Here is a 13,124-nt window from a genome sequence, read left to right as displayed (position 1 = left end):
TTCTCATATTCTCGGCTGCCTCTCATATCACGTACTTTACTCAAAAAAAGAGCTGTTCCCGGGATATGAATTCAGAATTATTTTAGGTGTCCTGATCTGTCGTCAATACCGGACCATCTTTAGTGATAATCACAGTATGTTCATACTGTGCGGAACGGCTTTTATCCACCGTACGCGCTGTCCAATTATTGGAGTCCATTTTACTTTGCCATTTTCCTTCGTTGATCATCGGTTCGATCGTGATGACCATTCCCTCTTTCAGCCGGACACCCTTATTTGGCAGTCCGAAATGCGGGATGTGCGGATCCTCATGGATGGTCGGTCCGATTCCATGCCCGGTAAAATCACGTACGACGGAGAAACCTTCCCCTTCAGCATACGTCTGAATGGCATGTCCGATATCACCAATTCTGCTCCCTGCCTGGGCCTGCTCAATTCCTTTATCAAGTGCAATTTTTGAAACTTCCAGCAGTTCCTTACCTTTTTCATCAATATTTCCGACAGCATATGTCCAGGCGGAATCTGCCAGGCCACCGTTCAGATTCACCACCATATCAATCGTGACGATGTCACCATCCTGCAGCTTTTCTTCGCGAGGGAAACCATGACAGATTTCATCATTGATGGAGGCACAAATCGCATATGGATACCCGCTGAATCCTTTTTGCTCCGGGGTTGCACCATGCTCAGCCAAATACTTCTCGACAAATGAATCAATTTCCATCGTCGTAATCCCGGGTTTAATCATTTTAGCAATTTCTTTATGACACTTTACAAGCAAATCACCCGCTGTCTGCATTTTTTCAATTTCGCGTTTACTTTTACGTGTTATCATCCTCTAACTTCCTTTCAACAAAGCTTCACAAGTAGTCTCACCATAAAGTGTATCATAAATCCAGGGCAAAATGAGAGTCAGTAAATTGGGAAATACTCCGGAATATATCGTGACACCTCTAAAGTTGGAAAATCTGAACCTCGCCATGCTTTAGGGTGAATGTCTTCATTTCCTATCTTCAAAAAAATGCAGAGAAGCTTCTGCCTCCCTGCATTTTTTGAATTAGTAGCCGCCGTAACCGTAGCCGCCACCCATATAAGCGGTACCAACAATGATCAGCAAAATAAACAACACGACAATCAGCGCAAAGTTGTTTCCATATTTTTCACTCATAGTTACCCTCCTACATTTTCAGGATCAATATAAACTATGCACCTGCACATGTAATTGGGAGGGCGTATGTCTAGATTACTTTTCTTAATAATATTCTTTTACATTATAAATTTTACCATTCTCAATACTTCCTTCGTCGGTCAAAATGTCAACAAGTACGCCGCCTACAGCTTCAGTATCTTTCAGCAGATTTCTATCCTTGTAGTCCTTAAAGGTATCCACCTCAATAAATTCGTCTTTGTTGCTGGCTCGAATCTTTTCCTGCATTTGCGTATCCATTATTCCCGGACTGAAGGCAATCACTTTATTCTCCGTCTTTAACTCTTCCTGCTCTAGCGCCACCGTTTTTGTGTACATATTTATACTTGCCTTCGTGCTGCAATAGGCACTCCAGCCATAAACCGGACGTTCAGCTGCACCGGAAGTGATGGTAACACCAATAAATGGCACCTCTTCTTCCGATGCTTTGTTCAAAAATAAGTTCGTCATAACCATCGGTGCCAGTGAATTCACCTGCATATGATAAGCAAGTTCACGACTGTCAAGATTCATGGATTTGTCCACCGGATCAAGCACCGCCGCATTATTGACAAGATAAACCATTGACGGTTCCTCATCGAAAATCAGACTGCTCATGTCTGCGAACGTCTGCTCAATCGCTTCAACATCACCTAAATCACATGGAAAATGCTGAAAAGATACGTTGTTTTGCTGTGCAGCCTCTTTCAAGGATTTATTCTCACTCCGGGAAATACCAATAACATGAATCCCGGATTCCATTAGTATTTTAGCGATGGATTCACCCAACCCTTTGGATACTCCGGTAACAACGCCATACCTCATTTTTTGTCCCCCTTTCTTAACGCCATCCATACCTATTATTACCCTGGAACACAATAAAAGAAACGGGATTAATTCGTGATTGTAACGGCCTGACTTCCCATTTGCTTCCATGCTGCTACAAAATCTTCCTTGGACACCCGCTGATTTTTATAGCCATATGGATTGTTTATATAGACATAATCTTCGTCAAACCCAGTCACAACAACACTATGCACACTGAATGTTACTTGTATCTTTCCGGAAGGTGTATTCCACGTTTGGAAATTATTAACCGGGACACTGTTTGTTGTGGTAATTACCCAGACAGGCATACCTTTTGCAACATACTTGAAAAGTGTTTCAGCAGATTTACCTGTCAGATCAACGGCTTTATCACCCGCATAGTTTGCTGCCAAATCATGTATCGGTCCATGGTAGACAGTCAGTCCCGGTCCATCCTCCATATCGCCAACAAATCCCTTGTTCGGGTTTCCTTTCAGTCCATTTTCATAGGTTAATGGTACACGTGCAATTTTATTCGCCAATTCCGATTTAGTAACTTCATAGTCATGATATTTTAACAGCATTGCCAAGCTGGAAACCTCGCATCCATTATAAATCTGCGGAGGAGCCATCTGATTAACCAGCGGAACATCCAGAACTGTCTTTTTCATACCTTTTTCAGCTAATGTTCGCAGTCCCTTTCCACTTCCTCCTCCAGTCTTTTTGAATTGCAGCATCTCTTTTTCTTGAAAACGGGTTTCCCTGTCAGTGTTGGCACTGGCTGGCAGACTGGATTGACTGCATCCCAAAAGTAACAGCAGAATACCACCCATAAGTATCCTTACTGCTATTTTTGTCTTACACATATACTATTTCCCCCTGGATCAAAAATTCTTGCTTAATTTTAGTTTACTTTGCTCCAATAATGAACAAGCGTTTCCATTCCTTTATCAAAACTATCCAATGGAAAGCTTTCGTTTGGTGAATGCAGACGGTCATCCGGTGTACCAAATCCCAGCAACACGATTGGTATTTGGTAAAGATCTTCAATCCATTCAACTACTGGAATGGATCCACCCATACGTACATAGACGGTCTCTTTGCCAAATGCTTTTGTATAACTCGCTGCAGCTTTTTTAATCAGTGGATGATCAGGTTCAACTTTATACGCTTTGGCAGACAGCTTCTCTTTTTTTACATCAACAGTTACACCTGATGGCGCAACATTTCTTATATGTTTTTCCAGTAACTGCTGGATGTGCTCTGGATCCTGACCTGGCACAAGCCGGCACGTAATTTTTGCCGTTGCTGTTGATGGGATAATAGTTTTCGTACCTTCCCCTTGATAGCCACCATACATACCATTTATTTCAAATGTCGGACGTCCCATCGTATGTTCTTTTGCTGAGTATCCTTTTTCCGACGCAGTTTCCGTAACACCTGTCGATTTTCGGTAATCTTCGCCTTCCACCTGTCTGATTAATTCCCTTTCGTGGTCTGTCAACGGCTCCACATCATCATAAAAGCCATCCACTGTGACTACCTCATCTTCGTTTTTCATGGATGACAAAATATGGGTCAGTGCCATTACCGGGTTCCGGATTGCTCCGCCATACATGCCGGAATGCAAATCATGATCAGGTCCGGTTACATTTATTTCGATACCCGTAAATCCTTTTAGCCCATACAGAATGGTCGGCTGATTTTCGGCAACCATCCCGGAATCGGAAATCACTGCAAAATCAGCAGCAAATTGTTCTTTCTTTTCCTGAAGAATTTTATACAGATTTTCACTGCCGATTTCCTCTTCTCCTTCAATACAAACTTTTACGTTTAAAGGCAGTTTTCCATCGGTCTTCATAAATGCTTCAAACACGGCCAGATGCATGAATACCTGCCCTTTGTCATCACTTGAGCCGCGGGCATACAAACGCCCATCCCGAATTTCCGGCTGAAATGGATCACTTTTCCACTGATCAATCGGATCCACCGGCTGCACATCGTAATGTCCATAAAACAATACAGTTGGTGCATCCGGTCCCGCCTGACTATATTCGGCATATACAAGCGGATGTCCGCCCGTTTCCTGCCGCTCTACTTTATCGAAACCAATATCGTTCAAATAGGATTCGAGAAAACCGGCTGCCTTGCTGATATCTTCTTTATGTACACTATCCGTACTCACACTTGGAATCGAAAGAAACGCATTCAATTTATTCAACAGCTGTTCACGGTTTTCAGTCAAATACTGTAATGTTTTTTCGCTCATCAACAAATTCCCTCCATATCTTTTTACATACATTATAGTATATCACAGTGCAGGATAGCAGGCAGAGTACCAGCAATATGAAATTGCCGGATTGTAGTTAGGGATCGATTTCTCAAACTTGACCTCCATCTCTTGAAGATGAGGTGTAAACTCTTGAAGTTACCCTTTCATCTCTCGAAGTCGGGGAGTAATCTCTCGAACTGCTGCTTTATCACTCAAGGCTGAGGAACTAACTCTTGACAGTGCCTCCACAAAAAAAAAGACAGTCCATCAAAAGACTGCCTTTCCAAAAATTCTAATTCAATGCCTGTTCCAAATCTTCAATCAAGTCATCCGCATCTTCAATTCCAACAGACAAACGTATCAGCCCGTCTGTAATGCCAAGTTCGGCTCTCCGGTCGGCCGGAATGGATGCATGCGTCATTTTTGCAGGTACAGAGATCAGACTTTCAACGGCACCGAGACTTTCTGCTAGGGTGTAATATTGAACACGGCTCAGTACCTTTTCTGCTTCTTGATCACTGCCAACATCAAACGAAACCATACCGCCAAAGCCGGTTGCTTGTTGTTTTGCCGTTTCATGGCCAACATGAGATTCCAGTCCTGGGTAATAAATATTGCTTACTTTCTCATGATTCCGCAAAAATTCAACCAGTTTGGCCGTATTATGCTCAATTGCTTCCATTCTGAGAGCAAGTGTTTTGATGCCCCGCATAAGCAGCCAGGAATCCTGTGGTCCCAGAACGCCACCTGCTGAATTTTGAACAAAATGAAGGTCATCGCCAAGTTTATCGGAATTGACCGCGACAAGACCCGCGACGACATCACTATGCCCGCCAATGTATTTCGTAGCACTGTGCAGAACAATATCTGCTCCCAAATCAAGTGGCTGCTGCCAATATGGTGTTGCAAATGTATTATCGACAATCAGTACAAGATTATGCCTTTTGGCAATTTCTTCCATCCTTTTAAGGTCGGTAATTTTCAGCAGCGGGTTGGTTGGTGTTTCAATGTACAGTGCTTTCGTATTTTCATTAATCGCCGCTTCCACTTCTTCCGGCTTGCTTGTATCCGTATACGTATGATTCAGGTTAAAGCGGTCAAGCACATTTGTCACGAGACGATACGTTCCGCCGTACACATCATCCGTCATAACAACATGGTCACCTGAGTTAAACAGCATCATAATAGATGTAATAGCCGCCATGCCTGAACCGAATGCAAAACCTCTTTTGCCATTTTCAAGTTCAGCAATTACCGATTCCAGCGCTTCCCGTGTCGGATTTCCGGTTCGGGAATATTCATACCCCCGGTGCTTGCCGACTGCATCCTGTTTATACGTGCTTACCTGATAAATTGGGACTGAAACGGCACCTGTCCGTTCATCGCCAGTTACCCCGCCATGAATCATTTTTGTTTTTGAACGCATTTTTCCATCTCCTTAATCATTCATGTAAATATCTTTACTTAAATACCGGTCACTGCCATCAGGGAAAATAACCGCAATATTTGTTCCCGGTTTGGCACTTTTTGCCTCCTGCAGTGCAGCATACATAGCAGATCCAGAAGAACTTCCGACCATTAGCCCTTCTTTGGCAGCCAGTTGATTGACCATATGAAATGCGTGTTCATCTGATACCGTATAAATATCATCAATCAATGAACGGTCAAAGAACCCCGGAAAAAATTCCATTCCTATTCCTTCTGTTTTATGTGAGCCCGGTTCACCACCGGCGATAATCGATCCTCCTGGCTCTACAATCACATTCTTTACATCGGGATTCTTTTCCCTCAAATATGCCGCTGTTCCCATAAATGTACCGCTAGATCCGGCACCGGCAATAAATACATCCAGGTTACCCCGAAGATCTTTCCAGAGTTCTGGTGCAAGTGTCTTGTAGTATGTCTTTGGGTTTACTGGATTGCCAAACTGTTTTGGTGAGTAGCTGTTTGGAATCTCCTGCAGAAGCTCTTCCGTTTTTTGAATCGCACCACGCATTCCATCTGAGCTTGGTGTATGCACAATTTCAGCACCGAGTGCCTTCATGAGCTGCTGTTTTTCAATACTGAACTGTTCGGGAACACAAAATAGAACTGATAAATTTTTGTTCATTGCAGCCAGTGCCAAACCGATTCCTGTATTGCCGGCAGTAGGTTCAATTATCGTACCACCAGCTTTTAATTGCCCACTTTCCAGCGCATCGTTGATTAATTCAACCCCCAACCGATCCTTAATACTTCCGCCGGGATTATAAAATTCCAATTTTGCATACAAACGAACCCCCTCAGGAAGGGGGAATTGACCTAGTTCGACTAACGGGGTATTGCCGATCAGCTGTTTAACAGAATTATATTTTACCATATCAGTTGCCTCTTACTCTGCAAATACCTGATGCCACTCATCCCGCTTCTCCAGCATTTCCCGGGCAATGTTTTGTGCACCGTCAAGGCTGTGATTTGCAGCCCAGCCACACTGAACCTCATTGCATGCTGGAACTTCAGTTGCTTCCAATACATCATTAAGTGTCTTTTCCAGCGCATCAAGAACCTGGTCATAGTTATCGTTGTTCAAAATAGACAAATAAAAACCTGTCTGACAGCCCATTGGCCCGATATCAAGCACATTGTCCATGTGATTTCGGATGTTTTCTGCCATTAAATGCTCAATTGAATGCAAACCGGGCATATCCATATGCGCCTTATTTGGCTGTTTAAAACGAATATCATATTTATACACTTTATCACCATTTGATCCAGACGTAACACCGACAAGTCGTACATATGGCGCTTTTACTTTTGTATGGTCAAGGTTGAAGCTTTCTACATTCATTTTTTTTGCCATGTTTATTCACTCCTTTAGTTGGTTATGGCTGAATCAGATTTACGCACCGCTGTGATCAGCCAGACAAAATCATTCATTTGTTCAAACGTAACATGAAACCCTGCACTTGTAAAAATCCGCTGCATTTCCGGGATGGTCGTATAATACTCCCGCTGCAAGTCTTCCGCCAGATCTGAAAATCCCTTATTTTCTGCCTGCTTTACCATTGCCTGCTTATGTTGATCTGTTTCAAACACCGTGTCAGCAAACACAATTTTTCTCATTGTAGGATGAAATTTTTTAAACTGTGTCAAAGCTTTTTCCTTTTCTTCATCTGTTAAGTGATGAAAGGCGTACGTACTAACAATGGTGTGAACAGAAATATTATCCTGCGGATACTCCAGAAAATCGCCCTCATACAAAGATAATTCCGGATATTTTGCCAATGCTTTTTGACGCATTTCTTTTGAAGGCTCAATTCCTGTAACATCATAACCCCATTCGAGCAATTTTCCGGTCAAATTTCCGGTGCCAACTCCAAATTCAAGAACATTGCCATAGGAACCCTTACTGACCTGATGCAAAATTTCATCGTAATTTTCAAAGACCGCCTTATATTGCGGGTCCACACCAGCAACACTTTTATCATATGACTCAGCCCACTCATCAAACAAGCCTAAAAACTCACGACCCATTTACATTCAACTCCATTTTTATTAATTCAAAGTAATTTACTCTGTTTAGTATGGATTATATGTATAAGAATAGCACAAGTTGCAATGAATCGCAAAAGTGCGCAAAAAATAAAGCACAAAAACCGGGTGACGGCTAAAAGCCGGCACCCGGTTTGTTATTATCGGAGCCATTTATTCTTTATTTTGCGGGAAAACCCGTTCGATCATATTGCCAACCTGATCAAACATTCCTTCAACAGGATTACCATTACCTGCTTCATCGGCATAGTTGTTCGCCAGGTTAAAGAAATCAGGGTTCGTCGAGACATAAACGTTTTCAATGTCACCATCAACTGATTTTACAATTTTAGAGATCCGGTTTTTCACATCATCTGTCAACGCATCGTCATTATTAGCGCCATTGTCATTCGTGCCTGCATTGTTGTCATTATTCGTGATGTTGTCATTTTTGGTGGGATTATTGTCATCGTTTCCAATATCGCCAATGTTGTTATCATCATCATTGCCGTTATCGTTGTCAACATCACCAAGATTATTTCCATCACCATTATTATTATTGTTATTGGTACCGCCGTCTGTATCAAGTTCTGCAGCAACGTATGCATTGTTATCGGTTTTTAGAACGTAGGCTCCACCGATTTCAGCAATTTGACTCGTTATTTTATCTGCTGCTTCTTCAGCAACTTCATATTCTCGTTTATTGTTACCTTCCTGATTACGGTCCTGGTTATTGTTATTATTCATATCATCCCCATTGAACCGTGTTTGTTCAACATTATTGCCACCATTATCGTTATTTTGACCTTCCTGATTACCATTGTCGTTATTGTTTCCGCCGCCACAAGCTGCCAGCAAAAGCATCAATACTGCAGCTAAACTCAAAATTTTCCACTTCATTGGATTTCCTCCTTACTGTTTTGCCAATTAGTATGTAACAGCAAGGATTTTTTATGCGTAATACAAAAATTGGAAAGCACACCAGTTTGTTTTTGGCATTATCAAACGGAATCGGGAAGACTAAAGAATAACCCTTTATTTCAAAGGAGGGTAAAAAAATGGATATACCGGATTACGACAAAGCCTTATTTTACACGTTGTGGGGACAATGGGATGATTTGCTCGTCTTGATGGTCCGCACAGAGGATGACATGCTTTCAAAAAAAATTCAGCACTTTCTGCACGCCTTTCACTATTCACCGGATCAGACAAAAATCATTGCGTCACATGACAGTCTGCTTTATTATATAGACCATGCAATGAAGCATGTTCCGGCAGCAGTGATGGAAGTTTAAAACGAATTAGTGAATCATTGCGCTTTAAAACGCATTCGAAAATCAAATATTGTTCAATGAGATTGGGTTGCTGTTCAGCGGATTTGACACATGTTCAACACCTTTTAGTTTTTCTTAAGCGCACATATGTGTACAACGAGGAAAAGACACCAAAATGCACCGGATTCCGGTGCATTTTTTCAATTTAATGGTTATGTTTTTGCTTATGACCTTTGCCATGGTCATTTTTAGTATGTCCTTTCGCTTTGCCGGGATGATCTTTTTGATGACCTTTGGCTTTACCCGGGTTATCTTTATAATGGCCCTTGGCTTTACCGGGTATGTTTTCGGAATGCCCTTTGGCTTTACCGGGGTTCTCTTTGGAGTATCTTTTTTCCTTTCCTGACTTTTCTTTATGATGGCCGTTTGCCCTGCCTGGTTTTTCCTGGGAATGAACGTTCGCTTTGCCTGGATTTTCTTTATAGTATCCCCTTGCCTTGCCTCGATTTTTCGGATGATGTTCTTCAACTTTGTCACGCTCACCGGCGTTTTTATTGTCCGGCTTTTCGGACTTTCCATGTTCATTCGAGTTCATGTTACTGGTTTCTTTTGCTGGTTTATTTTTAGCAGATTCTGATTCGTAGTCTGAATTGTTTTGATCAGACTGCTTTGGTGCACCTTGCAAATTATCCTTATCCACAGTCGTTTTGGTTGAATGGGAATCATTGTCATAAAAAGAATTAATAATAGCTTTTTCTTCCTCATCCATCCAAGACGATTGATTGCTCTTGTATTCCGGATCCTTCAATTTTGAAACCATCACTTCACCCATGGAAAGCTTTTTTTTATCGGCAATTTCACGGATCTCTTCTGGCACCATAAACGTTGCAACCTGCCATCCCTCGCCATTTTCCAGGAAATAATTATCAACCTTATCCAATACAGAGCTTTCATGTTTATCCAGAGCATAGCTGACACCAAGCAACATATTTTTCCCATTTTCAAGGAGTCCGGCATCTTCACTTTTTTGCATGATTAACGAAAGAATTTTTTCAAGTTTCTTCCCTTTGTATTCAGGGAGCTTTCTTAGTATTTCCTTTCCGTCTTCATTGACAGCAATCATCGAACGAACCTGCATATCTTCATTTATTTCCAGTTCAATACTCGGATTAATATCAATGCTCACATACGCATACGTCTTATTGACCCCCATCGTAAAATATACAGGCACAAGTAATAAAAGCAACACACATAACATTGCTACCGGCCGCATTGGAATTTTTTTATTCCTTACATAAAAATCAAAACGTTTTTTCGCGGGAAAAGGTTTAAACGAAATTTCTGATCCAACAGTAACATCCATTGGAGGCGCCTTATGAAATCCGCCGTCATGCTGCATGACAATCGTATAACGCCGGTGTTTCTCCATCACGATCCCTTTTTTCACTAACCCACCCCCTTCAGATACTCCTTAAGATATAAATAATCCTCACTCAATACTATGAAAATTGCCAGGATGAACTTTCTGTTCCGTTCCAGGGTTTTTTTACTGACGTCTACTTTCTTCTCCAATTCTTTAATCGGCAATTTCTTTTTTTGTTGCACATACTCCCGTAATAATGGATCGCTATACAATGTTTTTGCCACTAATATAGCTGAATCCCGGGCATCTCTGTGTTTCGGTGAGACTTCCGTAAGCTCCACCATTGACAGCTTATAAGATCGCAGTTTTTCCTTAAAATCAAGAATTTCTTCCCTGCGGTACCAGGACTCCTGCTCCTTCTGATAAATTTCCTTAACCGCCACAATCTCAGTGGGGTTTTCCATCTGTTCTTCGTCATAAGTTTCATCAAGTGACGCAGCGACAGGAGTTTTTTGAACATATCGGATATAATCAATCACTTTGCGTTTCACTACAAGTTTCGAAAAAGAAAGAAAAGAACTGCCTTTTTCCGGAGAATATGAAAGTATTGCTTCGTTAAATGCAGCCAGACCAATACTGAATTCGTCATCCTTTTTCGCATCTATATAACGTTTGCATACCTCGGAAACACACTTGGCAATAAAGGGCTGATATTTATCCAGTAAATCATTCTGAATCTGTGTATCACCTTGCTGGGCAGAAACAATCAGCTCGTTAAGGTGCTTATCATTTGATGACCGTTTCATCATCAGCCTGAACACCCCCAGCCATTATAAATTTCGTTTTATTCGTATCATTTTTGGGTGTGGTTTTTGTATATAAACATTTATTATTTATCATATAAAATCCATAATCCATGATGTATTCACCATCTTTATTATTAAAATTCGTTATATTTACCCATTTTTCCAATATGGTAATCGTAACGTACTAGGCAGAAGCATGCTATCTCAGAATAATTACAGTTTGTTTAAAATATCATTACTTTTTGTTAGCTTGTGATAACTGCGAAAACGGCCAAAAATAAAGATGCCCCCTAAAAGGCATCTTTTAACCAATTATTCTCTATAGATCTGCAAGTATATCTTCTTTATACTGATAGTGCTTTTTCTGTTTAAATGAATCCAGTGAACCTTTGACATAAATATCGCCTTCAAACCAGTCAACCGATTCGATGTCCTGTAAATCAATCACGTAATAATTGCCCTCATTTTGGAGCCCTTCACCCTTGACGACCATATATCGCATTCTCCAATAGTGGTCATCAAGTACAAAGTCAGCGGCATGCCCCAATTTACCATCATCCGCATGTACTTTATAATCCATTGTTTCATCTGCACTCCGAAGATCATGATGTTTTTCTTCATTCAAATTCAATTCCTGTTGTAATTGGTCCTTTGCCAGTGCTTCGTTTCGAACATCATTATACGGGCGGGGCTGTACACCGCCGACCATACTATCCGTCCAATACCTGCCCCAGCCATAGTAACCGGTGAGTGACTTTTCAACTTCTTTTGTGATTGGCTGCCCTTCCGGAACATTTGGGCTGTTTCGGATTGTTTCTTTATCCTCATTTGCTTTGACGAATTCTTCCTCAATATTTATGGAATCGAATGTAGCGGGTGATAACAGCACTCTTCTTCCGGGAAGCCATTTCCTGCTGTCGACTACCGCATATCGCAATCCCCATTTGCTGTCATCAAAATACAAATCATGAACTTTCCCCATTTCGCCATCAGTCGCGTAAATGTTGTATTTTTTCAATGTTGAGGTTAAATGATACATGATAAAACGCCTCCTTTTAGAGGATAGATACCCTGATTACCTGAAATTTAATCACGATGATCCAGATAATACGTTACCGGTATAAATAAACCCACTCTGTCATATTTCTCGTGATCAAGTGTGGCAAACACAACCCCAATCACCTTACCATCCTGATTTATGACCGGACTTCCACTGTTACCGTTATAGACCGGTGCATCCAGCATAACAACCGGTTGTTGCCAATCGCTGAGAGTTATCGAATCAATAATTGTGCCTTTATTGGCAATTCCATTAAAACGCAGTGGATTCCCTATAAAATAAATCGGCGTATCCGTCTTATAATCGGGATTCTCCGCCAGTTGCAGGTGTGGCAGATTTTGATCCTCCACATCCAATACAGCAAGATCAACAGATGGATATGTATGTTCAACATCCGCTTTGTACAAACCTTGATTTGGAAAGGCTACCGTGACTTCCTTCTCACCCTCAATCACGTGATGGTTTGTTAAAATCGTGCCATCAGATGAGATGGCAAATCCTGTTCCCTTACTGGTGCCTGTTTCAATAACCACTACGGCCTGTTTATATGTTTGAATTTCATCTTGTACGGATAGTTTTGCTGATGTAATCAAGAAATCGATAGCCGGAATCGAGAATGTCTTTGGTATCAGTGCAATCACATTAAAAACAAGTGCAAACGCAATAAGCCAAAACGCCCACTTTGGAAATGGACGTTTTGGCTTTTGGTTTTGTTCCTCGCTGGCTCGCGCCAATGCTCTCCGACGCTCCTGCTCAACGAGTTCATACAGTTCTTCATCATCTATTTCTTCATAAAGATCATCATCAATAATATCATGCTTATCTTTATCCATTGTACACCCTCAC

The 13,124-nt window shown here is 41.4% G+C and carries 15 protein-coding genes; 1 reads left to right on the top strand and 14 read right to left on the bottom strand.

Annotated features, from left to right (window positions below):
- Window positions 1-82: 82 nt before the first annotated feature.
- The 10 genes from map to HUX68_RS18485 form a co-directional block, all read right to left on the bottom strand.
- Window positions 83-835, bottom strand: coding sequence for a type I methionyl aminopeptidase (gene map / locus HUX68_RS18530; protein WP_174616183.1), 753 nt, complete (start codon window positions 833-835; stop codon window positions 83-85).
- A 222-nt stretch (window positions 836-1,057) separates the two neighbouring features.
- Window positions 1,058-1,168, bottom strand: a complete 111-nt coding sequence (locus HUX68_RS18525) for a YjcZ family sporulation protein (RefSeq protein ID WP_174616182.1) — start codon at window positions 1,166-1,168, stop codon at window positions 1,058-1,060.
- Between the two features lie 84 nt (window positions 1,169-1,252).
- Complete coding sequence (locus HUX68_RS18520; protein ID WP_174616181.1) at window positions 1,253-2,011, bottom strand: (S)-benzoin forming benzil reductase; 759 nt, start codon at window positions 2,009-2,011, stop codon at window positions 1,253-1,255.
- A gap of 68 nt (window positions 2,012-2,079) precedes the next feature.
- The gene (locus HUX68_RS18515) at window positions 2,080-2,730 is read right to left on the bottom strand and encodes a C39 family peptidase (RefSeq protein WP_425509549.1); all 651 of its coding nucleotides are present in this window, start codon (window positions 2,728-2,730) and stop codon (window positions 2,080-2,082) included.
- Window positions 2,731-2,897: 167 nt separating this feature from the next.
- Window positions 2,898-4,262 (bottom strand): dipeptidase, encoded by a 1,365-nt coding sequence (locus HUX68_RS18510; RefSeq protein WP_174616180.1) that lies wholly within the window; start codon window positions 4,260-4,262, stop codon window positions 2,898-2,900.
- Window positions 4,263-4,557: 295 nt separating this feature from the next.
- Entirely contained in the window at window positions 4,558-5,691 is a 1,134-nt protein-coding gene (locus tag HUX68_RS18505; protein WP_174616179.1) for a bifunctional cystathionine gamma-lyase/homocysteine desulfhydrase, read from the bottom strand.
- Between the two features lie 12 nt (window positions 5,692-5,703).
- Window positions 5,704-6,624 carry a PLP-dependent cysteine synthase family protein gene (locus HUX68_RS18500; RefSeq protein ID WP_174616178.1) on the bottom strand — a complete coding sequence of 307 codons (921 nt, stop codon included), beginning with the start codon at window positions 6,622-6,624 and terminating at the stop codon, window positions 5,704-5,706.
- Window positions 6,625-6,636: 12 nt separating this feature from the next.
- Window positions 6,637-7,104, bottom strand: a complete 468-nt coding sequence (locus HUX68_RS18495; RefSeq protein WP_174616177.1) for an S-ribosylhomocysteine lyase — start codon at window positions 7,102-7,104, stop codon at window positions 6,637-6,639.
- Window positions 7,105-7,118: 14 nt separating this feature from the next.
- Entirely contained in the window at window positions 7,119-7,778 is a 660-nt protein-coding gene (locus HUX68_RS18490; protein ID WP_174616176.1) for a class I SAM-dependent DNA methyltransferase, read from the bottom strand.
- Window positions 7,779-7,949: 171 nt separating this feature from the next.
- Window positions 7,950-8,675, bottom strand: coding sequence for a YhcN/YlaJ family sporulation lipoprotein (locus tag HUX68_RS18485; RefSeq protein WP_174616175.1), 726 nt, complete (start codon window positions 8,673-8,675; stop codon window positions 7,950-7,952).
- 158 nt (window positions 8,676-8,833) lie between these two features.
- Here HUX68_RS18485 and HUX68_RS18480 point away from each other — a divergent pair, with 158 nt between their 5' ends.
- Window positions 8,834-9,070 (top strand): YhdB family protein, encoded by a 237-nt coding sequence (locus HUX68_RS18480; protein ID WP_174616174.1) that lies wholly within the window; start codon window positions 8,834-8,836, stop codon window positions 9,068-9,070.
- A gap of 184 nt (window positions 9,071-9,254) precedes the next feature.
- Here the strand turns inward: HUX68_RS18480 and HUX68_RS18475 are convergent, their stop codons facing one another.
- The 4 genes from HUX68_RS18475 to HUX68_RS18460 all read right to left on the bottom strand — a co-directional run bounded on the left by HUX68_RS18475 (window position 9,255) and on the right by HUX68_RS18460 (window position 13,111).
- A complete protein-coding gene (locus HUX68_RS18475; RefSeq protein WP_174616173.1) occupies window positions 9,255-10,496 on the bottom strand; it encodes an anti-sigma-I factor RsgI family protein in 1,242 nt (413 codons plus the stop codon).
- Complete coding sequence (gene sigI, locus HUX68_RS18470; protein WP_174616172.1) at window positions 10,496-11,221, bottom strand: RNA polymerase sigma factor SigI; 726 nt, start codon at window positions 11,219-11,221, stop codon at window positions 10,496-10,498. Before sigI ends, HUX68_RS18475 begins: the two co-directional genes overlap by 1 nt.
- A 316-nt stretch (window positions 11,222-11,537) precedes the next feature.
- Entirely contained in the window at window positions 11,538-12,257 is a 720-nt protein-coding gene (locus tag HUX68_RS18465; protein WP_174616171.1) for a PRC-barrel domain-containing protein, read from the bottom strand.
- 47 nt (window positions 12,258-12,304) lie between these two features.
- A complete protein-coding gene (locus tag HUX68_RS18460) occupies window positions 12,305-13,111 on the bottom strand; it encodes a S1C family serine protease (protein ID WP_174616170.1) in 807 nt (268 codons plus the stop codon).
- Between the last annotated feature and the right edge of the window lie 13 nt (window positions 13,112-13,124).

Origin of the sequence: Virgibacillus ihumii (assembly GCF_902726655.1) — a bacterium.
Classification (GTDB): Bacteria; Bacillota; Bacilli; order Bacillales; family Amphibacillaceae; genus Lentibacillus; species Lentibacillus ihumii.
This window is presented reverse-complemented; position numbering and strand designations above follow the sequence as displayed.